The sequence below is a fragment of the Dyella solisilvae genome, assembly GCF_003351225.1.
GTDB classification, from domain to species: Bacteria; Pseudomonadota; Gammaproteobacteria; order Xanthomonadales; family Rhodanobacteraceae; genus Dyella; species Dyella solisilvae.
The window spans coordinates 384,073-405,691 of the sequence record NZ_QQSY01000001.1; the positions used below are offsets into that span (position 1 = coordinate 384,073).

Sequence of the window (21,619 nt, forward strand, 5' to 3'; positions counted from 1 at the left end):
ATTCACCCTCTGACGCAGCGCTTTACGACGATGGTCGGTACCCCCAGGGTCGAAAATTCCCCGATCGACCCCACTTCCAATGGGCATTTTGGGTTGCCGCGTCGCAGCACCCCAAGGCTATAATTAACAGGATTTTTCCCAGCCATCCGGCCAACCCCGGCCAGACGGCTGCAAGCCTCCCTTCCTCACCGGTGGTGACGTGAGCACTAATCTGATCCGCGAGTTCTTCGAATCTTCCCAACTCGCCGGCGGCAACGCCGATTACGTTGAACAGCTCTATGAATCGTGGTTGGCGGACCCCTCGTCGGTCGCCTCCGAATGGAGCAAATATTTCGAAACCTTCAAGGGCCGCGAGTCGGGGGATGTACCTCACTCTGCGGCCATTGCGCGTATAGAGGCCGCGCAAAAGCAGCGCCGCAATGGCTTCGCCGTCGCTGCGGGCCCTGTCGACGACGCCCACGCCCGCAAGCAGGCCGGCGTGCTGCGCATCCTCACCGCCTACCGTTCGCGCGGCCACCTGGCCGCCAACCTCGATCCGCTGGGCCTGGCCGAGAAGCTGCCGGCGCCGGATCTGGAGCCCGCCTTCCACGGCCTCTCCGACGCTGACCTGGACACCGAGTTCGACTGCGGCAACTTCGCCGGTGGTGGCCAGCGCATGAAGCTGCGTGACCTGCTCGCGCGCCTTAAGAAGGTGTACACCAACACCCTCGGCGTCGAGTTCATGCACATCAGCAACCATGAACAGCGCAACTGGATCTACAGCCGCCTGGAGCAGGCCAACGGCAGCGCCGGCCTCGACGCCGCAGGCAAGAAGCGCGTCCTCGCCGGGCTGACCGCCGCCGAAGGCCTCGAGCGCTACCTGCACACCAAGTACGTGGGCCAGAAGCGCTTCTCGCTGGAAGGCGGCGACAGCCTGATCCCGATGGTGGACGACGTGGTCCGCGCCGCGGGCGACAACGGCATCAAGGAAGTGGTGATCGGCATGGCCCACCGCGGCCGCCTCAACATGCTGGTCAACATCCTGGGCAAGCCGCCGCGCACCCTGTTCAACGAGTTCGAGGGCAAGTGGGACCATCCGGACGATCCGGCCCACTCGGGCGATGTGAAGTACCACATGGGCTTCTCCGCCGACGTCAAGACGCCGAACGGCGGCACGCACGTGGCGCTGGCGTTCAACCCGTCGCACCTTGAGATCGTCAACCCGGTGGTGGCCGGCTCGGTGCATTCGCGCCAGATCCGCCGCCGCGACACCGAGCGCAAGCAGTCGATGGCCGTCATCGTGCACGGCGACTCGGCGCTGGCCGGCCAGGGCGTGAACATGGAACTGTTCAACATGTCCCAGGCCCGCGGCTTCAAGATTGGCGGCAGCCTGCACCTCGTGGTGAACAACCAGGTGGGCTTCACCACCTCGAACCCGCAGGACACCCGCTCCACGTTGTACTGCACCGACCTGGCCAAGATGGTCAACGCGCCGGTGTTCCACGTGAACGGCGATGACCCGGAAGCGGTGATCCAGGCTACCCGCCTCGCCTACGACTTCCGCAAGCAGTTCCGCAAGGACGTGGTGCTCGACCTGGTGTGCTACCGCCGCCACGGCCACAACGAGGCCGACGAGCCGGCAGCCACCCAGCCGGTGATGTACCAGATCATCCGCAAGCGCCCGACCACCCGCGACCTGTATGCGCAGGAGCTGGTCAAGCAGGGCGTGATCGCCGAAGGCGATGGCCAGAAGATGTTCGAGGACTACCGCAACCGCCTCGAGGCGGGTGCGCCGATGACCGAGCTCACCACGGCCCTGGTCAAGGACATCGAGGTGGACTGGGACAAGTTCATCGGCGGCAAGCTGTCGACCGAGACGAATACCGGTTACCCCAAGCAGCGCCTGGTGGAGCTGGCCAACCAGATCCTCAAGCTGCCGCAGGACCTGACCCTGCAGTCGCGCGTGGCCAAGATCTACGAAGACCGCGCCAAGATGGCCGCCGGCGAGCAGGCGGGCGACTGGGGCTTTGCCGAGAACCTGGCCTACGCCACGCTCATCGACGAGAACTACAACCTGCGCCTGGTGGGCCAGGACGTGGGCCGCGGCACCTTCTTCCATCGCCATGCCGTGCTGCATGACCAGCAGACCGGCTACACCTATATGCCGCTGGCCGACGTGCGCTCCGGCGCCGACGTCGAGGTGATCGACTCGCTGCTGAGCGAAGAAGCGGTCATGGCGTTCGAGTATGGCCACGCCACCACCGATCCCTACACGCTGCACATCTGGGAAGGCCAGTTTGGCGACTTCGCCAACGGCGCCCAGGTGGTGATCGACCAGTTCATCAGCTCGGGCGAAGCCAAGTGGAACCGCCTGTGCGGCCTGGCCCTGTTCCTGCCCCACGGCTACGAAGGCCAGGGTCCGGAGCACTCCTCGGCCCGCCTGGAGCGCTTCCTGCAGCTGTGCGCGCTGGACAACATGCAGGTCTGCGTGCCAACTACGCCGGCCCAGGCGTTCCACATGATCCGCCGCCAGATGGTCCGTCCGACCCGCAAGCCGCTGATCGTGATGACGCCGAAGTCGCTGCTGCGCCACAAGCTGGCTGTGTCCACCATCGACGAACTGGCCACGGGCAGCTTCCAGCTGGTGATCCCGGAGCATCGCGAGCTGGCCGCCAAGAAGGTCAAGCGCGTGGTGCTCTGCTCGGGCAAGGTCTACTACGACCTGCTGGAAGACGCCGAGAAGCGCGGCCTCAACGATGTCGCCATCGTGCGCGTGGAACAGCTCTATCCGTTCCCGCGTCCGCAGGTCACGGCCGAACTGGAAAAGTATCCTTCCGCCAAGGAAGTGATCTGGTGCCAGGAAGAGCCGATGAACCAGGGCGCGTGGTTCCAGATCCGTCACCACTTGCAGGCCTGTGTGGGCAGCAAGCAGAGTCTCTCGTACGCGGGACGCGCTCGCTCGCCGGCTCCGGCCGCTGGCCACCTCAACACCCACGTCGCCGAACAGGCGGCGTTGGTGGAACAGGCGCTGGTGGCGCCGGTCGGCGCCGACCACTCGGCCGAATAGTTTCTTATTGAAGAGTGCGGCCATGGATGGCCGCGTTGTGATCTTCGCGCTCAGGGATGAACGCACCAACATTGAAGAGTGCGGCTATGGATAGCCGCTTTTTGACCTTAGCGTTCATGGATGAACGCACTAATCAAAGGAATACACATGTCCATCGAAGTCAAAGTCCCCGTCCTGCCCGAGTCGGTCTCCGACGCCACCATCGCCACCTGGCACAAGAAGGCCGGCGAAGCGGTCAAGCGCGATGAGAATCTGGTCGACCTGGAAACCGACAAGGTGGTGCTGGAAGTTCCGGCCCCCGTCGACGGCGTGCTGAAGGAAATCAAGTTCCAGCCCGGCGACACCGTGACCAGCCAGCAGGTCATCGCGGTGATCGAGGAAGGCGCCGTCGCCGCCGCCCCGGCTCCGGCAGCTGCCGCTCCGGCCGCCCCGGCTGCCGCCAAGGCTGGCACCGCCGACCTGTCGCCGGCCGGCCTGCGCGTGGCCACCGAGCAGAACATTGACGCCTCCAAGGTTGCCGGCACTGGCCGCGACGGCCGCGTGACCAAGGAAGACCTGGTCAACTACGGCAAGGGCGGCGCCCCCGCTGCTGCCGCGCCGGCCGCCGCGCCGACCCCGGGCGCCCGTCCGGAAGAGCGCGTGCCGATGACCCGCATGCGCGCCCGCATCGCCGAACGCCTGATGCAGTCGAAGAACTCCATCGCCATGCTCACCTCGTTCAACGAAGTGAACCTGGCCGAGGTGGTCAAGATGCGCAAGTCGCTGGGCGAGTCGTTCGAGAAGGCCAACGGCGTGAAGCTGGGCTTCATGAGCTTCTTCGTGAAGGCTGCCGCCGAAGCGCTGAAGCGCTACCCGATCGTCAACGCCTCGGTCGACGGCAGCGACATCATCTATCACGGCTACCAGGACATCTCGATCGCCGTGTCCACCGACAAGGGCCTGGTGACGCCGGTGCTGCGCGACGTGCAGGACATGGGCTTCGCCGATGTCGAGAAGGGCATCCTCAACTACGCCAAGAAGGCGCGTGACGGCAAGCTGGGCCTGGACGATCTGCAGGGCGGCACCTTCACCATCACCAACGGCGGCACCTTCGGCTCGCTGCTGTCGACCCCGATCGTGAACCCGCCGCAGAGCGCCATCCTGGGCATGCACACCATCAAGGAGCGCCCGATCGTCGAGAACGGCCAGGTGATCGCCGCCCCGATGATGTACCTGGCGCTGTCCTACGACCATCGCATCATCGACGGCAAGGACGCGGTGCTGTTCCTGGTCGACATCAAGAACCAGCTCGAGAATCCGCAGCGCATGCTGCTCGGTATCTAAGTCCCCGCGTCAGCCCCTCTCCCCGTGGGAGAGGGGTTGGGGTGAGGGTTCGGTCATGCCGCAACGCCTCGCTCCGCACGCACCCTCACCCGCCCTCCGGGCACCCTCTCCCACCGGGAGAGGGGTAATAAGAGAAACGACATGAGCGAAAAATTCGACGTCATCGTCATCGGCGCCGGCCCTGCCGGCTATGTGGCCGCGATCCGCGCCGCGCAGCTGGGCCTGAAGACCGCCTGCGTGGATGCGTTTGTCGGCAAGGACGGCAAGCAGGCCCTCGGCGGCACCTGCCTCAACGTGGGCTGCATTCCGTCCAAGGCGCTGCTGGACTCGTCCAAGCAGTACTACAACATCGCCCACAACCTGCCGGTGCATGGCATCACGGTGGAAGGCGCCAAGGTCGACCTGGGCACGTTCATCGGCCGCAAGGACAAGATCGTCAAGCAGTTCACGGGCGGCATCGGCCAGCTGTTCAAGGCCAACAAGGTCACTGCGTTCTTCGGCAAGGGCAAGCTGCTGAAGGGCAATGACGTCGAGATCACCGGCAACGACGGCTCCAAGCAGACCATCAGCGCCACTAACGTGATCCTGGCCTCGGGTTCGGTGCCGATCGAGCTGCCGTTCGCCAAGTTCGACAACAAGTTCATCGTCGACAACGCCGGCGCGCTGGACTTCACCGAAGTGCCGAAGCGCCTGGGCGTGATCGGCGCCGGCGTGATCGGCCTGGAGCTGGGCAGCGTGTGGAAGCGCCTGGGCTCGGACGTGACCGTGCTCGAAGCGCTGCCGGATTTCCTCAGCGTCGCCGACGCGGACATCGCCAAGATCGCCGCGAAGGAATTCGCCAAGATGGGCTTGAACATCAAGCTCGGCGCCAAGCTCACCAAGGCCGAGATCAAGGGCAACGAAGTCGCCCTGACCTATGAAGACAAGGACGGTGCGCACGAGCTCACCGTCGACAAGCTGCTGGTCGCCGTGGGCCGCCGCGCCTACACCGACGGCCTGCTGGCCGCCGACACCGGCGTCAAGCTGGACGAGCGCGGCCGCATCGTGGTCGACGAGCACAACCACACCGGCGTGAACGGCGTGTGGGCCATCGGCGACGCCGTGCGCGGCCCGATGCTGGCGCACAAGGGTTCCGAGGAAGGTGTGGCCGTGGCCGAGTGGATCGCCGGCAAGGCAGGCCACATCAACCTCGACACCGTGCCGTGGGTGATCTACACCGAGCCGGAAATCGCCTGGGCGGGCAAGACCGAGAAGCAGCTCAAGGATGAAGGCGTTCCGTACAAGGTCGGCACCTTCCCGTTCGCCGCCATCGGCCGCGCCGTGGCCATGAACGAGGCCATCGGCCAGGTGAAGATGCTCGCCCACGCCGAGACGGACCGCATCCTGGGCGTGCACATGGTCGGCCCGGGCGTGTCCGAGCTGATCGCCGAGTGCGTGGTCGCGATGGAGTTCAAGGGCTCCTCCGAAGACCTCGCCCGCATCGTCCACGCGCACCCGACGCTGTCGGAAGCCGTTCACGAGGCGGCGCTGTCGGTCGACAAGCGCGCCATCCACAAGGGCAACTAAGCCCTCTGGCCGAAAGGCCAACGCGGCCCGCTCGTGGCAACATGAGCGGGCCGTTGTCGTTCAGGAGTGAGTGAAGAGGAGTGAGAAGTGAGAGGTGGTAACCCCTCGCTTCAGGCTGCCCCGTCCCCTCCCGGCACCATGGAACGCGTGACGGGGGCTGAGCGCAAACGTTTGCCCCTCACGCCAATCCCCTCTAACTTCTCACTCCTCCCCCCTATTTTCTCGCTCTCATGCCTAACGCCCTTTGCGTCTACTGCGGCTCCAGCAGCGGCAGCCATCCCGAATACGTCGAACAGGCCCGTGCCTTCGGTACGGAAATGGCCCGACGTGACATCGCCCTGGTGTATGGCGGCGGCAAGGTCGGCCTGATGGGTACAGTGGCCGAGGCGGTGCTGGCCGGCGGCGGCAAGGCCATTGGCGTGATTCCGCGCCAGCTGCTTGAACGCGAAGTGGCGCACACCGGCCTGAGCGAACTGGTTGTGGTTGAAACCATGCACCAGCGCAAGACCCGCATGTTCGAACTGTCCGATGCCTTCGTCGCCCTGCCCGGCGGCTTCGGCACCATGGACGAGATGTTTGAGATGCTCACCTGGGCCCAGTTGGGCCTGCATCGTTACCCATGTGCCTTTCTCAATGTGCGCGGTTACTACGATCAGCTGCGCGGGATGGTGGACCATATGGCCGATGAAGGTTTCATTACGCACGGGCAACACGACAGTGTATGGTTTGGCGACGACATGGCCGCCCTGTTCGACTGGATGCCCACCTATCAGGGCGAGCGTGCCTCGCGCCTGGTCGACAAGCGTATCGTCGACGCCTGACCTCCCCGCACGGCACGCCGCAAAAGGATTGTCCCCATGAGTTCCCCCTCCGCCTTTCGCGCCTTCCGCATCCACCAGGACGACGCCGGCTATCGCGGTGGCATCGAGACGATCGGCGCCGACGCGCTGAGCCCCGGAGAGGTCCTGGTCAAGGTCGCCTACTCGTCGGTCAACTACAAGGACGCGCTCGCCGGCACCGGCAAGGGCAAGATCCTTCGCCAGTACCCGCTCAACGGCGGCATCGACGTGGCTGGCCACGTGGTGGCCTCGGACGACCCGGCGTACAAGGAAGGCGACGCCGTGCTGTGTACCGGCAGCGGCCTGTCCGAGACGCGCGACGGCGGCTACGGTGAGTACATCCGCCTGCCCTCCGCCTGGACCATCCGCCTGCCCAAGGGCTTGAACCTGCGCGAAAGCATGATCATCGGCACGGCCGGCTTCACCGCCGCCCTGGCCGTGCTGCGCATGCAGGACAACCGGCAGACGCCGGCGCTTGGCCCGATCGCGGTCACCGGCGCCAGCGGCGGCGTCGGCATGCTGGCGATCGACATCTTCACGCGGGCCGGTTATGCCGTGCATGCGATCAGCGGCAAGGCCGCGCACTTCGATTTCCTGCGCGACCTCGGCGCGGCCGAATGCATCGACCGCCACCAGCTCGCCTTCAGCGGCAAACCGATGGATTCGGTGCGCTTTGGCGGCGCGCTGGACAATGTCGGCGGCAGCACGCTGGCCGGCCTGCTGCCGCTGGTCGCCCCGTACGGCAACGTCGCCATCTGCGGCAACGCGGGCGGCATCAGCTTCGAATCCACCGTCATGCCCTTCATCATCCGAGGCGCCAGCCTGCTCGGCATCGCCTCCGCCGGCACGGCCCGCGACATCCGCGACCGCGTGTGGGAGCACCTGGCCAGTGACTGGAAGCCGCAGCATCTTGAGCGCATCGCCACGCGCGAAGTCGGCCTTGGGCAGTTGCCGGACGTCTTTACGCGCATGCTGGCCGGCGAATCGTTCGGCCGGACCCTCGTACGCGTAAGCGAAAATGCGTGACTACGCGCTTGGAAGCTTCGCGACAGCGTCTTAGAATCCATCGAAACAACAAGGGGAAATTCACCTTATGGCACGCATCCTGATCGTCGACGATTCGCCCTCGCAGCTGCTTGGTATCAAGCGCATCGTCGAAAAGCTCGGGCACGAGGCCCTGACGGCGGAGGATGGCGCCGCGGGTGTCGAGGCGGCCAGGCGTGAACGCCCCGATCTGATCCTGATGGACGTGGTGATGCCCAACCTCAACGGTTTCCAGGCCACCCGCACGATCAGCAAGGATCCGGATACCTCGCACATTCCGGTCGTGCTGGTCACCACCAAGGACCAGGAGACCGACAAGGTGTGGGGCCTGCGCCAAGGCGCCAAGGCTTATGTCACCAAGCCGATCCGCGAAGAAGAACTGGTCACCACGCTCAAGGAGCTGCTGCCGGCCTGACTGGTTGCAGCATCGGATAAAAAAACGGCGCCCGAGGCGCCGTTTTTTGTTTTGCCGTCTGGACGTCCATCCAGCGTGCATAGCCATCCATGTATCGCCCCATCATTCCCGCCTTCGCCGAAATGACGGCTCAGGCGACGCTCTATCAGTGTCGCGGGTCGTAGTCCGCAAACTGCTCGCGCAACGCCTCGTAGGCCTGGCGCTGCGCATCCGTCTCGGGCGTCGGCACACGGATCGACAGCTCCACCAATTGGTCGCCCGGATGCGCGCCCGGCAGGCCGCGTCCCTTGAGGCGCAGCTTGCGCCCGGACTGTGAGCCTGCAGGAATGCGCAGGTCCACCGTGCCCGCCAGCGTCGGCACCGGCACCGTGGTGCCCTGCGCCGCTTCCCAGGGCGCGATCGGCAGCACATGCAGCACGTTGCGGCCGTCCAGTCGGAAGCGCACATCGTCGCGAATGCCGACCTCGAGCAACAGATCGCCATTCGGCGCGCCGCCCGAGCCCGCGTGTCCCTGGCCGGCCAACCGGATCACCTGCCCGGGCTGGATCCCGGCGGGAATCTTCACCTCCAGCACGCGCTCGTCACCGCTGCTGCCCTGCAGCGCCAGGCGCGTGCGCCCACCGTCGTAGGCCGTCTGCAGGTCGATCTGCACGTGCGCATGCACGTCGCCGCCGCGTCGCGCGCGCGGCGCTCCGCGCGGACCGGCGCCGCCACGCCCGAACAGGCTCTCGAAAAAGTCGCTGAAGTCGCCGCCGCCATCGCCACCGAAATCGAAGCCATGACTCTGCCCCCAACCCGGCGGCGGGCGAAACTGCTCACCGCCACGGTAACCGCCGGCGCGCAGCTCATCGTAGGCGCGGCGCTTCTCGGTATCGCGCAGCACCTCGTTCGCTTCGTTGATCGCCTTGAACTTCTCTTCGGCCCCGGCGTCCTTGTTCCTGTCCGGGTGATATTGCTTCGCCAGTTTGCGATAAGCCGCCTTGATGTCGGCCTCGGTCGCTTCCGGCTTCACGCCCAGAATGTCGTAATAATCTTTGAATTCCACTGCCACTCCCCGGCGATCGATCCACCCCATCCGGCCCCGCGAAAGATCATGGTCTCCCGCCACCCGGCCGGCAAGGCAGGACCTGCCCGATACGGTTGGGTGATGCTGGCGCAGCCTGCCGCCCTCTCTATGGTGGTCGAGATGGGTGCGAAATCCACGTGATTCAAGGCGACAAGCGAGGCGGCAAGCGCTAGCATCCGGCTCCTCCACCACGACTGTGCAGGCGCACCGCCATGAGCATCCAGGTTGGCCAGATGCTGCCCGACGTCGAGATCCGCGCGATCTACGAGGGCATCGAGCAAACCCGCACCGGCCAGTTGTTCGCCGGGCACAAGGTCGTGATGTTCGCGGTGCCCGGCGCCTTCACGCCCACCTGCTCCAACCGGCATTTGCCGGGCTACGTCGAGCACTACACCAAGTTCCGGGAGCTCGGCATCGACGTCATGTGCCTGGCGGTCAACGACGCCTACGTGATGCAGGCCTGGGCCGCCTCCCAGCATGTACCACCGGGCCTGCTGATGCTGGCCGACGGCAACGCCAGCTTCACCCAGGCCCTTGGTCTGGTGCTCGATGGCAGCGCCTACGGCATGGGCCCGCGCGCGCGGCGCTTCGCGCTTTACGCCGAGGACGGCGTGGTCAAGCTGCTGCAGGTGGAGGCTCCGGGCGAGTTTCGTGTGTCTTCGGCCGAGGCCATGCTGGAGGCGCTGGGCTGGCCGCAGCCGCCGATGGACCCGATTCCGACGCTGTAGAGTCGGACGCCTGCGCGGCGCGCATGACACCTGGCCGACGATGCGCGGAGGAAGAACGGCGCCCGCTTGACGGGATTTCACGGCGACGGGAGTAGCCTGACCGCTCCCACAACCGTGCCGCGCCGCCATGACCGACAAGCTGCGACTCACCCCCGGCCCTGACCATCCCATCACAGTCGAACCCAGTTCCCTGCATATCGTGGTCAGGGTGGGTCACCACATCGTTGCCGATACGCGCTCGTCGCTGGAACTGCGCGAGGCCACCTACTCGCCGGTCTACTACATCCCACGTCGCGACGTGGACATGACGAGGCTGGCGCGCAACGAACATCACACCTATTGCCCCTACAAGGGCGACTGCTCGTACTACAGCATTCCGCTGGGCGGCGAGCGCGCCGTCAACGCCGTGTGGACCTACGAAACACCCTACGACGCAGTGACTGCCATCAAGGACCACCTTGCCTTCTATCCCAGCCGCGTCGACGAGTTCAGCGTCACGCAGGATTGAACGAGCCATCTGCCCCGCCCGTCTTCCGGCCTATGGCGCACCGCCACGTCGGTGCATTAGAAACGCCGAAAAGCCCCCGCCCACGCCAGGAGCCACTCATGAAGCTTGCGCCTATGCGCACGTTGTTGGTCGCGTTGGTTCTCGCTGGCCTGCAGCCGTCCGTCCATGCCGAGCAAGCTGCTCCCACCGAACAGGGCAGCTTCGTGCTGCACAAATTCGCCCGTGCGATCGGCAAGGAGACCTACACGTTGGCGCGCGACAACGGCGAGCTGGTGCTGCATTCGGATTTTCTCTTCACCGACCGCGGCACGCCCGTGCCGCTGAAAACCGAATACCGTGCGCTTGATGACGCTCACCCGCTCTCCCTCGCCACCGATGGCAAGTCCTCACGCTTCTCCGCGCTGAAGGATGCATTCTCCTTCGACCAGCAACGCGAGCATGTGCAGCTGGTGCGCGATGGCGCCACGCGGTCGTATCCGGCCAATCCGCACACCTTCCTGATGGACGGCTATTCGCCGGTGGCCATGCAGCAGATGCTGATGCGCTACTGGCTGGCGCAGGGGCGGCCGGCGCAGATCAGCGCGCCCCCGGGAGACGACATCCGCATCACGCCCACCGCCGACCTCAAGGTCCCGCTGGACGGCCACGAAGTCACCGTGCACGGCTACCAGGTCACCGGGCTGGCCTGGGGCAGCGAGGCCGTGTGGATGGGCGATCAGGGCCAGTTGGTGGCGCTGGTCACCCGCGACGCCGAGTTTGACCATTTCGAAGCGGTGCGCGAGGCCTACGAACCGGCGCTCGGCGACTTCATCCAGCGCGCCGCGCAGGACGGCCTGGCCAACCTGGCCCGCATGGGCTCCAACGATGGGCAGGCGGCTGCCCGGCATCTGGTGGTCACCCATGTCACCCTGATCGACGGCACCGGCGCGCCCGCCCAGGCCAACGTCTCGGTCTTCGCCGATGATGGACGCATCACTCGCATCGTGCCGGATGCCAAGCATCCTTCGACGCGTGGCTACACGATCGTCGACGGTAGCGGCAAGTTCCTCATCCCCGGTCTGTGGGACATGCACGCGCACTATGAGCAGGTGGAATGGGGACCGGTCTATCTCGCCTCCGGCATCACCAGCGTGCGCGACTGCGGCAACGAGTTCGACTTCATCATCGCCGTGCGCGATGCGCTCGACCAGGGACGCGGCATTGGTCCGCACGTGCTGATCGCCGGCGTGGTGGATGGCACCGGCCCACTGACCCTGGGCGCCGTCATCGCGGATACGCCGGAGCAGGCAGTGGCCGTGGTCAGGCGCTACAAGCAGGCCGGCGCGCGGCAGATCAAGATCTACAGCAGCATGAAGCCCGACCTGGTGCCGGTGATCACTGCCGAGGCGCATCGCTTGGGCATGACGGTGACCGGGCACGTGCCCGAGGGCATGACTTCAGCCCAGGTGGTGGAAGATGGCTACGACGGCATCAACCACATCCACTACGTGGCGCGCGACCTGTTGCATATCGAACGCGGCAAGCCCCTGCCGCCGCTGGATTTCGACACGCCCGCGGCAAGCAGCCAGCTCGCCCTGTTCCGCCAGCACCACACGGTGATCGACGACACCATCTCGCTCAACGAAATCCAGCTGCATCCCGCAAGCACACCACTCGCTTCCATCGAGCCAGGCATCACCCATGTCGCGCCCACGCTGGCCGCAGCGCTTGACGATCCCGGCATGCCGCCGGACCGCGCCGCAGTAGCGGCCCAGCGCTATCAATACCTACTCGCCACCCTGCGCGAGTTGCATCGCCAGGGCCTGCCCATCGTGGCGGGCACCGACCAGAACATTCCGGGCTATTCGTTGCACCGTGAGCTGGAGATCTATGTGCAGGCCGGCTTCACCCCGATGGAGGCGCTGCAGGCCGCCACCAGCGTGCCGGCGCGCGTGATGGGGCTGGAAAGCGAGGTCGGCACGCTGACCGTCGGCAAGCGTGCCGACATGGTGCTGCTGCAGGGCGATCCGCTGGCGGATATCCGCAACACGCGGCGCATCGACAAGACCATCGAGGGCGGCGCGGTCTACGACCCCGCGCCGCTGTGGCAATCGGTAGGCTTCGCGCCCTGAGTTTTCGCCCAAACAAAAACCCCGGCCAGGCCGGGGTTTTTGTTGGTACCGATGGTGAGGCTTACTCGGCGCTCGGCGGCGTATCCGCTTCCGGGGCGCCCGTGGCTGCATCGCCCGCGTCTTCCTCACCCTCGCCGTTCTCGCTTTCGGCATCCAGACGCACCACGCTCACCAGCTTCTCGTCGGCCGGCAGGCGGATCAGGGTGACACCCTGGGTATTGCGGCCCAGCTGCGAGACCTCGGCCACGCGGGTACGCACCAGCGTACCCTGGTCGGAGATCAGCATCATCTCGTGCGCCTCGGTGGCCTGCGTCGCCGCCACCAGCGCGCCGTTGCGCTCGGAGCACTGGATGCCGATCACGCCCTGCGTGCCGCGGCCCTTCTTCGGGAACTCGTCGAGCGCCGTGCGCTTGCCGTAACCACGCTCCGTCGCAGTGAGGATGTCGCCCTCGGCGGCCACGATCAGCGACACGACTTCGGCCTCGTCGGCCAGCTTCATGCCGCGCACGCCGGTGGCGGTACGGCCCATCGAACGCACTTCGGATTCATCGAAGCGCACCGTCTTGCCGTTGGATGCGAACAGCAGCACGTCGCTGTTGCCGTCCGTCAGCGCCACGTTGACCAGCGCATCGCCCTCGTCGAGGTTGATCGCGATCTTGCCCTTCTGCAGCTGGAAGGCGAACTCGGTGAGCGGCGTCTTCTTGACCGTGCCCTGCTTGGTGGCGAAGAACACGAAACGGTCTTCGGCGTATTCGCGCACCGGCAGCACCGCCTGCACCTTCTCGCCCTGGGCCAACGGCAACAGGTTGACCATCGGCTTGCCGCGCGCGTTCGGGCCCGACTCCGGCATCTGGTACACGTTGAGCCAGTACACGCGGCCGGTGCTGGTGAAGGTGAGCAGCGTGTCGTGGGTGTTCACCACCCACAGCTGCTCGACAAAATCCTCGTCCTTCAGCGCGGAGGCCGAACGACCCTTGCCGCCGCGGCGCTGCGCACGATACGTGCTGGCCGGCTGGCGCTTCACGTAACCGGTGTGCGACAGCGTGACGACCACGTCTTCCGGCGCGATCAGGTCGAGGACGTTGAGGTCTTCCTGCGAATGCTGGATCTCGGTGCGGCGCGCGTCGCCGAACTCTTCCTTGATCGCTTCCAGCTCACCGCGGATCACCGCGAGCAGGCGTGCCGGATCCTCGAGGATCTCGATCAGGCCACGGATCGTCTCGAGCACCTGGCGGTATTCGTCCGAAAGCTTTTCCTGCTCCAGGCCGGTGAGGCGATGCAGGCGCATGGCCAGGATTTCCTGGGCCTGCACCTCGGACAGCTGGTAACCGTCGGCCTTGAGGCCGTCGCGCGGATCCATGTCCTCAGGACGCGAGGCATCCGCGCCAGTGGCCTGCAGCAGCGTGGCCACCATGCCCGGCTGCCACTTGCGGGCCAGCATGCGCTCGCGCGCTTCCTGCGGCGACGCCGAGGTGCGGATCAGCTCGATCATCTCGTCGATGTTGGCGAGCGCGACCGTGAGGCCTTCGAGGATATGCGCGCGGGCACGAGCCTTGCGCAGTTCGAAGATGGTACGGCGCGTCACCACTTCACGACGGTGACGGATGAACGCCTCGAGGATGTCCTTGAGGTTCAGCAGACGCGGCTGGCCGTCCAGAAGGGCGACCATGTTGATGCCGAACGTCACCTGCAGCTGGGTCTGCTGGAACAGGTTGTTGAGCACCACGTCGGCCATCGCATCGCGACGGATCTCGATCACCACGCGCATGCCGTCCTTGTCGGACTCGTCGCGCAGCTCGCTGATGCCTTCGATCTTCTTTTCCTTGACCAGCTCGGCGATCTTTTCGATCAGGCGAGCCTTGTTCACCTGATACGGCAGCTCATGGACGAGGATCGTCTCGCGGCCGTTCGACTCGGTTTCGATCTCGGTGCGTGCACGCACCAGGATGCGGCCGCGACCGGTGCGATACGCCTCGATGATGCCCGAGGAGCCGTTGATGATGCCGGCGGTCGGGAAGTCCGGACCCGGGATGAACTGCATCAGGTCATCGATCGACAGCGACGGGTCGTCGATCAGGCCGATCGTCGCGGAGACCACTTCGTTGAGATTGTGCGGCGGTACGTTGGTGGCCATACCCACCGCAATACCGGCCGAACCGTTCACCAGCAGGTTCGGCACGCGGGTGGGCAACACCAGCGGTTCCTGCTCGCTTTCATCGTAGTTGGGACCGAAGTCGACGGTGTCCTTGTCGATGTCGGCCAGCAGCTCCTGCGTGAGGCGCGACATGCGCACCTCGGTGTATCGCATCGCAGCGGCGTTGTCGCCGTCGACCGAACCGAAGTTACCCTGGCCATCGACCAGCATGTAACGCAGCGAGAACGGCTGGGCCATGCGCACGATCGCGTCGTAGACCGATGCGTCGCCGTGCGGGTGGTATTTACCGATGACGTCACCGACCACGCGGGCCGATTTCTTGTACGGCTTGTTCCAGGCGTTGCCCAGTTCGTTCATGGCGAACAGGACGCGGCGATGCACAGGCTTGAGGCCATCGCGCACATCCGGGAGGGCGCGTCCCACGATCACGCTCATGGCGTAATCGAGGTAGCTCTGGCGCATCTCGTCTTCGATGTTGACGCGAATGACTTCTTTGGCGAGTTCTGCCATCAATCGGCTTCCCTGATGATGAAAAGGGCCGCGGTGCGCACGCCCTGAATGACTGCGCTAGCGGCCCGAAAGGCAACCCGCCAAGTGTAACATGTCTGGCGTCGAATTCACAGTATTTTCACATTAAAAATCAATCACTTACGTGGCCGTCTTGGCGCGCTTGAAAAGCATCAGGCGGGCTGTCGAAAAATTGAACACCGCCGCGACGACGGAGCCGCCCGCCGTGGCGATGGCAGGCCAGCGATGGAACATGGGAAACAGCAGCAACAGCACGACGTAGGTGCCGTAATTGACCAGTGCGCCGACGCCCATCAGCGCCATCCAGTGCAGCCATTCGGAGAACAGGCCACGCCCGCTGTGGTGCCCCGCAAACGTCTGTCGGCGGTTCCACCACCACGTTGCGGTGGCCGCCAAGGGGATGGAAACGAGGCGCGAGTAGTACGCACTCCAGTCTCCCCACGACACCAGGGCCTGCGCCAGACCGGCATCCACGATGAAGCCGATCACGCCGCCGATGGTGAAGAGGAAGAATTGCTTCGAAAGCTTCATGAGCCGAACAGCGCCTGCATGGCCTTGGTGGTCGGACGCTCGATCACACCCTTTTCGGTGACGATGGCATCGATCAGGTCGGCGGGCGTCACGTCGAACACCGGGTTCCACGCCTCGGCGCCCTCGACCACGGTACGGCGTCCGGCCACGGCAAGCAGCTCGGCCGGCTCGCGCAATTCGATTTCGATGTCCTCGCCCGAGGCGGTGGCCATGTCCACCGTGGAGGACGGCGCCACCACCATGAACTTCACGCCGTGGTGGCGTGCGGCGATGGCCAGTTGGTAGGTGCCGATCTTGTTGGCGGTATCGCCGTTGGCGGCGATGCGGTCGGCGCCCACGATCACCCATTGCACCGCGCCCGAACGCATCAGGTGCGACGCCGCGGAGTCCGCGATCAGCTTGGCCGGAATGCCGTCGCGCACCAGCTCCCACATGGTCAGGCGCGCGCCCTGCTGCCACGGCCGCGTTTCGCCTGCAAACACCTGCTCGACACGACCGCTCGCCACGCCGGCGCGGATCACGCCCAGCGCGGTGCCAAAACCCGCCGTCGCCAGCGAGCCAGTGTTGCAGTGGGTCAGCACGCCGGCATGCGGCGCGATCAGGGACGCGCCCAGCTCGCCCATGTGCCGGTTGGCCGCCAGATCTTCGTCCTGGATCGCCTGCGCTTCGCGCTCCAGCGCCACGGCATCGGCCCCGGCGGTGATGCGGGCCTTCATGCGATCGAGCGCCCACATCAGGTTCACTGCGGTCGGACGCGCGGCGCGAAGCAAGGCCAGCGCCGACTCGAGCGGCTCGCCCTGCTTCGCGGCAAGCACCACGCCCCAGGCCGCGGCGATGCCGATGGCCGGCGCGCCGCGCACGGCCAGATCCTTGATCGCCTGGGTCACATCAGCGGCGCTGCGGCAGTCGATCCAGCGCTCTTCCTGCGGGAGCAGGCGCTGGTCGAGCAAACGCAGATGGTCTCCCTGCCACTGCACGGCACGGATGCGGTCGTAACGGTCGAAATCCATAAACGGTCTTGCCAATCGGAGTCAACGGAAGGCGGGCGCGATGCCCGCCACGAAAAGTTCAGGGGCCGTCTGGCATCAACAGCCAGAGCACGAGATAGGCCACGACGCCGGAGCCGCCCAGGAAGGTGAGCACGATCCACAACACGCGCACCAGGGTCGGATCCCAGCCGAGGTATTCGGCGATGCCGCCACAGACGCCGGCGATCTTCCGGTCGGTGAGCGAACGGTGCAACCGCTTTTCCATGGTCCAAACCTCTCCCTTGAGGAGGGCCTAGTTTCTCGTACTAAGCCACTGGTGGATAGCCGGCGGCACTTCGCGCTGCGCGCGGCTGGACACGTAGATGCCGATGTGGCCGCCCTTGAAGGCGAGCTGGGTGTAGTCGGTCGTGCCCACGTGGCGACCCAGCGCACGTGAGGCGTCCGGCGGCACCAGATGGTCCTGCTCGGCGAAGATGTTCAGCACGGGGTGCGTGATCATGCCGAGATCCACCGGCTTGTCGCCGATCATCACTTCGCCCTTGATCAGCTTGTTGTGCTGGTAGAACTCCTTGATGAACTCGCGGAATGCTTCGCCCGCCTGGTCTGGCGAGTCGAAGATCCAGCGCTCCATGCGCAGGAAGTTCTGCAGTTCCTTCGGATTGTCGAGGATGTCGACCAGGCCGACGTACTTCTGCTGGTTCAGACGAACCGGCTTGAGCGTGAGGTACACCCAGTTGAGCAACTCCGCCGGGATGTTGCCCATGGTTTCGACGAAGCGGTCCACGTCCACCTCGCGCGCCCACGCCGACAGCATGTTGTCGGGCGTCTGGAAATCCACCGGCGTCACCATGGTGATCAGGTTCTTTACCTTGTCGCCATGGGTCGCCGCGTAGCACAGCGAGAAGGTGCCGCCCTGGCAGATGCCGAGCAGGTTGACCGCGTCCACGCCGGCGGCCTTGCGCACGGCATCCACGCAGCGATCGAGGTAACCGTTGATGTAGTCGTCCAGCGTCAACCAGCGATCGGCGCCATCGGGATAACCCCAGTCGAGCAGGTAGATGTCTTCGCCCTGCTCGAGCAGGTTGCGCACGAGCGAGCGGTCGGCCTGCAGGTCGGTCATCCACACCGTGTTGACCAGCGCGTAGACGACCAACGTCGGTGTCTTGGCGGTGGGCTTGCCCTGCCCCTTCATGTGCCAGAGCGTGAGCTTGTCTTCGCGATACACCGCCTCACGCGGCGTGTTGGCGTATTCGGGTTCGGGCTGGTGCGCGAGGTTGCCCACGCCAGCGGAGAGCTTGCGCTGAAACGCGGAAATTTCACCGAGCAGCGCCGCGGGATCGAGTCGGAACGGGGGAAACATGGGCTTTCCTTACTTGCGCGTACGCGTGGCGCCGCGCACGACGGACTTGCGGGCGACCACGGCGGCGGCCGGCTTGGCGCGGCGCACGACGGCCTCTTTCTCTGTCTCGGCTCGCTTGCTGCTGCGCGGCGCCGGCTTCTTCGTCGCGGGCTTGCCCGGGGCGGCCTTGCCCGCGAGTTCGCGCTTGAGCGCAGCCACTTCCGCACGCAGCGCGGTGATCTCTTCGGAGGCAGCAGGAGACGTGCCTGCGCGCACCTCGCGACGCAGTTCCTGCAACCGCTTGCCCAGGGCGCTCACCTCGCCACGCGTCGGCATGCCCAATTCGCGGCAGGCGGCGTCGAGCATCTGCTGCTTCAACTCGCGCACGCGGCTCTGCGCGTTGACCATGTCGCCATAGGCGCGGCGGAACTCTTCGGACAGCGCGATCTGCGCATAGGCCTCTTCGGCGCCATCGACCCACAGGTCATACAGGGCCTTGAGCGAGTCGACCTGCCGTTGCGAGTTGGTAAGCTCGGTCAGCTTGGCCTGCAGACGTTCGAAGCCTTCGGTGTTCGCGCGCTGGATCAGGGCCTGGTACTTCCCGGCGCTTTCCAGGTAGGCCTGCATCGCTGCGGCCAGGGCCTGTTGCTGCAGTTGCCGTTCGCGCGTAAAGCCGAACGCAGCCATGTGCTCCACGTCGAAATGCGCGCCGGCCAGGCCGCTCTGCCCTGCCTGCAGCCAGGCCTGCCACATCTGGGTGAAGCTGCGGGCGGCTTCGCTGTCGATGCTCGCAAAGGCGTGGGCGAACGGCTGTCCGCCAAGGCTGGCGAACAATTGCTGCAATGACTGTTGCCAGTCACCCGTGCCCTGGCCCAATCCACTGCCGACGGCGCCCTGCAACCACTCCCCATAGCCTTTCATGGCGGCCATGCTGCGCGTCAGCACGTCTTCGCCGGCGCCGAAGGGGGCGCCCCAGGCGGTCTGCCCGAAAGGCTGGGCCATACTCGCATGCTGTTGCAGGTAATGGGTCCAGGCATCCCAGGACTGCTGCGCCATCGCCTGGTAATCCTTCAACAAATCACTTGCCTGGTCAGACATGCCTGCATCCTCTCTACTCTCCGGGCATCCTAACAAAAGCCTGTGACGGCGAACGCAAAAACGCCATTAGCGGCGGCGCCTTCTGCGTGCTGCAGCGCAAGAAAACGAAAGCCCGGCACAGGGCCGGGCTTTCGTGACTTCTTGCTGCCGTCAGGCTCAGGCGTTGGCGCCTTCGTCCTCGGCAACGGCCTTCATGGACAGGCGGATACGGCCCTGCTTGTCCACTTCCAGCACCTTGACCTTGACGATATCGCCTTCCTTCAGCTTGTCGGAGACCTTCTCCACGCGCTCGCTGGAAATCTGCGAGACGTGCACCAGGCCGTCCTTGCCCGGCATGATGGTCACGAACGCGCCGAAATCCATCAGCTTGGCGACCTTGCCCTCGTAGATGCGGCCCGGCTCGACGTCGGAGACGATCTGCTCGATGCGCGCCTTGGCGGCATTGGCGGCCTCACGATTGACCGAAGCGATGACCACGGTGCCGTCGTCGCTGATGTCGATGGTGGTGCCGGTCTCTTCGGTGATCGAGCGGATGGTGGCGCCGCCCTTGCCGATGACTTCGCGGATCTTGTCCGGGTGGATCTTGATGGTGAGCAGGCGCGGGGCGAACTCGCTCATCTCGGTGCGATGGGTGCTGATGACCTTCGCCATTTCGCCGAGGATGTGCAGGCGGCCACGCTTGGCCTGCTCCAGCGCCACCTTCATGATCTCTTCGGTGATGCCGTCGATCTTGATGTCCATCTGCAGCGCGGAGATGCCATCGGCGCTACCGGCCACCTTGAAGTCCATGTCACCGAGGTGGTCTTCGTCACCCAGGATGTCGGACAGCACGACGAAGTCGTTGCCTTCCTTCACCAGGCCCATGGCGATACCAGCCACCGGAGCCTTCAGCGGGATGCCGGCGTCCATCATGGCGAGCGAGGAACCGCACACCGAGGCCATCGACGAGGAACCGTTGGACTCGGTGATTTCCGAGACCACGCGGACCACGTACGGGAACTCTTCGATGGTCGGCTTGACGGCCTGCACGCCGCGCTTGGCGAGACGGCCGTGGCCGATTTCGCGACGCTTCGGGGCGCCGAAGCGACCGGCCTCACCCACCGAGAACGGCGGGAAGTTGTAATGGAACAGGAACGGATCCTTCGATTCGCCTTCCGGCGCGTCGATGATCTGCGCATCACGCGTGGTGCCCAGCGTGGTGACGACCAGCGCCTGGGTTTCGCCGCGGGTGAACAGCGCCGAACCATGGGTGCGCGGCAGCACGCCGACGCGGATGGAGATCGCGCGGACATCGTCCAGGTTGCGACCGTCGATGCGGACCTTGGTCTTGAGCACGCCGTCGCGCATGGTGCGGTATTCGAGCTCGGCGAATTCCTTCGACAGCTCGGCCTTGTCCCAGCCCTTGGCTTCGGCATCGGCCTTCAGCGACTCGAGCACATCGGCCTTGATGGCGGCGACGGCGTCGCGGCGCTGCAGCTTGTCGCGCACCTGGAAGGCGGTCTCGAGCTGGTTGCCCACGGCGCCGGTGAGGGCGGCGACGAGCGACTCGTTGCGGGCCGGAGCCTGCCAGGCCATCGACGGACGAGCCGCCTCGGTGGCCAGCTCGGCGATGGCGCGGATGGCCGTCTGCATCTGCTGGTGGCCGAACACCACGGCGCCGAGCATCACTTCCTCGGACAGCAGCTGGGCTTCGGATTCCACCATCAGCACGGCATTGGCCGTACCGGCGACCACGAGGTCGAGCTTGGAGGTCTTGAGTTCCGAAGCAGTCGGGTTCAGCAGGTACTTGCCATCGGCGTAACCGACGCGAGCGGCGCCGATCGGACCCTTGAACGGGATGCCGGCGAGGCTCAGCGCAGCGGAGGCGCCCAGCATGGCCGGAATGTCACCGTCGATCTCGGGGTTCAGCGACACGACCTGTGCGATGACCTGCACTTCGTTCTTGAACTCTTCCGGGAACAGCGGGCGCACCGGACGATCGATCAGACGCGAGGTCAGCGTCTCCTTCTCGGTCGGGCGGCCTTCGCGCTTGAAGAAGCCACCGGGGATGCGACCGGCCGAGTAGAACTTCTCGACGTAGTCGACGGTGAGCGGGAAGAAGTCCTGGCCTTCCTTCGCCTTGGCATTGGCCACCACGGTGACCAGCACCACGGTGCCGCCCATGCTGACCATGACGGCGCCGGAAGCCTGGCGGGCGATTTCGCCCGTCTCCAGTGTGACTTCGTGATTACCGAACTGGAATGACTTGGTTACTTTCGCCACGAGTCTTTTCCTGAATTTTGGAGTGCGGCCAGGGTTGGCCGCTTTTTGACCTTTGCGTCCACGAATGAACG

Annotated in this window: 17 protein-coding genes; 9 read left to right on the forward strand and 8 right to left on the reverse strand. The window is 65.4% G+C overall.

What is annotated here, in order from left to right; all coding sequences use genetic code 11:
* Nucleotides 1–199: 199 nt before the first annotated feature.
* The 6 genes from DVT68_RS01655 (at nt 200) to pilH (ending at nt 8,233) form a co-directional block, all read left to right on the forward strand.
* Entirely contained in the window at nt 200–3,046 is a 2,847-nt protein-coding gene (locus tag DVT68_RS01655) for a 2-oxoglutarate dehydrogenase E1 component (protein WP_114823326.1), read from the forward strand.
* 147 nt (nt 3,047–3,193) lie between these two features.
* On the forward strand, nt 3,194–4,369 hold the full coding sequence (gene odhB, locus DVT68_RS01660; protein WP_114823327.1) for a 2-oxoglutarate dehydrogenase complex dihydrolipoyllysine-residue succinyltransferase: 1,176 nt from the start codon (nt 3,194–3,196) through the stop codon (nt 4,367–4,369).
* Nucleotides 4,370–4,510: 141 nt separating this feature from the next.
* Nucleotides 4,511–5,935 (forward strand): dihydrolipoyl dehydrogenase, encoded by a 1,425-nt coding sequence (gene lpdA / locus DVT68_RS01665; RefSeq protein WP_114823328.1) that lies wholly within the window; start codon nt 4,511–4,513, stop codon nt 5,933–5,935.
* Between the two features lie 230 nt (nt 5,936–6,165).
* Nucleotides 6,166–6,756, forward strand: a complete 591-nt coding sequence (locus DVT68_RS01670; protein WP_114823329.1) for an LOG family protein — start codon at nt 6,166–6,168, stop codon at nt 6,754–6,756.
* Between the two features lie 36 nt (nt 6,757–6,792).
* Nucleotides 6,793–7,800, forward strand: coding sequence for an acrylyl-CoA reductase family protein (locus DVT68_RS01675; RefSeq protein ID WP_114823330.1), 1,008 nt, complete (start codon nt 6,793–6,795; stop codon nt 7,798–7,800).
* 67 nt (nt 7,801–7,867) lie between these two features.
* Nucleotides 7,868–8,233, forward strand: coding sequence for a twitching motility response regulator PilH (gene pilH, locus DVT68_RS01680; protein WP_114241231.1), 366 nt, complete (start codon nt 7,868–7,870; stop codon nt 8,231–8,233).
* Between the two features lie 145 nt (nt 8,234–8,378).
* Here pilH and DVT68_RS01685 read toward each other — a convergent pair whose 3' ends face one another.
* The gene (locus DVT68_RS01685; protein ID WP_114823331.1) at nt 8,379–9,278 is read right to left on the reverse strand and encodes a DnaJ C-terminal domain-containing protein; all 900 of its coding nucleotides are present in this window, start codon (nt 9,276–9,278) and stop codon (nt 8,379–8,381) included.
* A 233-nt stretch (nt 9,279–9,511) separates the two neighbouring features.
* Here DVT68_RS01685 and DVT68_RS01690 point away from each other — a divergent pair, with 233 nt between their 5' ends.
* From DVT68_RS01690 to DVT68_RS01700, 3 genes are all read left to right on the forward strand, one after another.
* Nucleotides 9,512–10,027 carry a peroxiredoxin gene (locus DVT68_RS01690; protein WP_114823332.1) on the forward strand — a complete coding sequence of 172 codons (516 nt, stop codon included), beginning with the start codon at nt 9,512–9,514 and terminating at the stop codon, nt 10,025–10,027.
* Between the two features lie 127 nt (nt 10,028–10,154).
* The gene (locus DVT68_RS01695; protein ID WP_114823333.1) at nt 10,155–10,535 is read left to right on the forward strand and encodes a DUF427 domain-containing protein; all 381 of its coding nucleotides are present in this window, start codon (nt 10,155–10,157) and stop codon (nt 10,533–10,535) included.
* A 98-nt stretch (nt 10,536–10,633) separates the two neighbouring features.
* Nucleotides 10,634–12,646: an amidohydrolase family protein gene (locus tag DVT68_RS01700; RefSeq protein WP_114823334.1), complete on the forward strand. Its 2,013-nt coding sequence runs from the start codon at nt 10,634–10,636 to the stop codon at nt 12,644–12,646.
* Between the two features lie 61 nt (nt 12,647–12,707).
* Here the strand turns inward: DVT68_RS01700 and gyrA are convergent, their stop codons facing one another.
* The 7 genes from gyrA to pnp all read right to left on the reverse strand — a co-directional run bounded on the left by gyrA (nt 12,708) and on the right by pnp (nt 21,548).
* Nucleotides 12,708–15,311: a DNA gyrase subunit A gene (gene gyrA / locus DVT68_RS01705; protein WP_114823335.1), complete on the reverse strand. Its 2,604-nt coding sequence runs from the start codon at nt 15,309–15,311 to the stop codon at nt 12,708–12,710.
* Nucleotides 15,312–15,449: 138 nt separating this feature from the next.
* On the reverse strand, nt 15,450–15,860 hold the full coding sequence (locus tag DVT68_RS01710; protein ID WP_114823336.1) for a GtrA family protein: 411 nt from the start codon (nt 15,858–15,860) through the stop codon (nt 15,450–15,452).
* On the reverse strand, nt 15,857–16,870 hold the full coding sequence (gene mtnA, locus DVT68_RS01715) for an S-methyl-5-thioribose-1-phosphate isomerase (protein WP_114823337.1): 1,014 nt from the start codon (nt 16,868–16,870) through the stop codon (nt 15,857–15,859). The genes DVT68_RS01710 and mtnA overlap by 4 nt, the downstream gene beginning before the upstream one ends.
* A 58-nt stretch (nt 16,871–16,928) precedes the next feature.
* Complete coding sequence (locus DVT68_RS01720; RefSeq protein WP_114241224.1) at nt 16,929–17,114, reverse strand: PspC domain-containing protein; 186 nt, start codon at nt 17,112–17,114, stop codon at nt 16,929–16,931.
* A 27-nt stretch (nt 17,115–17,141) separates the two neighbouring features.
* A complete protein-coding gene (locus tag DVT68_RS01725; protein WP_114823338.1) occupies nt 17,142–18,209 on the reverse strand; it encodes a class III poly(R)-hydroxyalkanoic acid synthase subunit PhaC in 1,068 nt (355 codons plus the stop codon).
* Nucleotides 18,210–18,218: 9 nt separating this feature from the next.
* The gene (locus tag DVT68_RS01730) at nt 18,219–19,286 is read right to left on the reverse strand and encodes a poly(R)-hydroxyalkanoic acid synthase subunit PhaE (protein WP_114823339.1); all 1,068 of its coding nucleotides are present in this window, start codon (nt 19,284–19,286) and stop codon (nt 18,219–18,221) included.
* 156 nt (nt 19,287–19,442) lie between these two features.
* Entirely contained in the window at nt 19,443–21,548 is a 2,106-nt protein-coding gene (gene pnp / locus DVT68_RS01735; RefSeq protein ID WP_114823340.1) for a polyribonucleotide nucleotidyltransferase, read from the reverse strand.
* Between the last annotated feature and the right edge of the window lie 71 nt (nt 21,549–21,619).

Excerpts from the sequence above, each read along its gene's own strand:
- lpdA (WP_114823328.1), top strand. The coding sequence starts at position 4,511 with ATGAGCGAAAAATTCGACGTCATCGTCATCGGCGCCGGCCCTGCCGGC.
- mtnA (WP_114823337.1), bottom strand. The coding sequence starts at position 16,870 with ATGGATTTCGACCGTTACGACCGCATCCGTGCCGTGCAGTGGCAGGGA.
- DVT68_RS01730 (WP_114823339.1), bottom strand. The coding sequence starts at position 19,286 with ATGTCTGACCAGGCAAGTGATTTGTTGAAGGATTACCAGGCGATGGCG.
- DVT68_RS01690 (WP_114823332.1), top strand. The coding sequence starts at position 9,512 with ATGAGCATCCAGGTTGGCCAGATGCTGCCCGACGTCGAGATCCGCGCG.
- DVT68_RS01670 (WP_114823329.1), top strand. The coding sequence starts at position 6,166 with ATGCCTAACGCCCTTTGCGTCTACTGCGGCTCCAGCAGCGGCAGCCAT.
- DVT68_RS01725 (WP_114823338.1), bottom strand. The coding sequence starts at position 18,209 with ATGTTTCCCCCGTTCCGACTCGATCCCGCGGCGCTGCTCGGTGAAATT.
- DVT68_RS01720 (WP_114241224.1), bottom strand. The coding sequence starts at position 17,114 with ATGGAAAAGCGGTTGCACCGTTCGCTCACCGACCGGAAGATCGCCGGC.
- gyrA (WP_114823335.1), bottom strand. The coding sequence starts at position 15,311 with ATGGCAGAACTCGCCAAAGAAGTCATTCGCGTCAACATCGAAGACGAG.
- DVT68_RS01700 (WP_114823334.1), top strand. The coding sequence starts at position 10,634 with ATGAAGCTTGCGCCTATGCGCACGTTGTTGGTCGCGTTGGTTCTCGCT.
- DVT68_RS01710 (WP_114823336.1), bottom strand. The coding sequence starts at position 15,860 with ATGAAGCTTTCGAAGCAATTCTTCCTCTTCACCATCGGCGGCGTGATC.
- pilH (WP_114241231.1), top strand. The coding sequence starts at position 7,868 with ATGGCACGCATCCTGATCGTCGACGATTCGCCCTCGCAGCTGCTTGGT.
- DVT68_RS01695 (WP_114823333.1), top strand. The coding sequence starts at position 10,155 with ATGACCGACAAGCTGCGACTCACCCCCGGCCCTGACCATCCCATCACA.
- odhB (WP_114823327.1), top strand. The coding sequence starts at position 3,194 with ATGTCCATCGAAGTCAAAGTCCCCGTCCTGCCCGAGTCGGTCTCCGAC.
- DVT68_RS01675 (WP_114823330.1), top strand. The coding sequence starts at position 6,793 with ATGAGTTCCCCCTCCGCCTTTCGCGCCTTCCGCATCCACCAGGACGAC.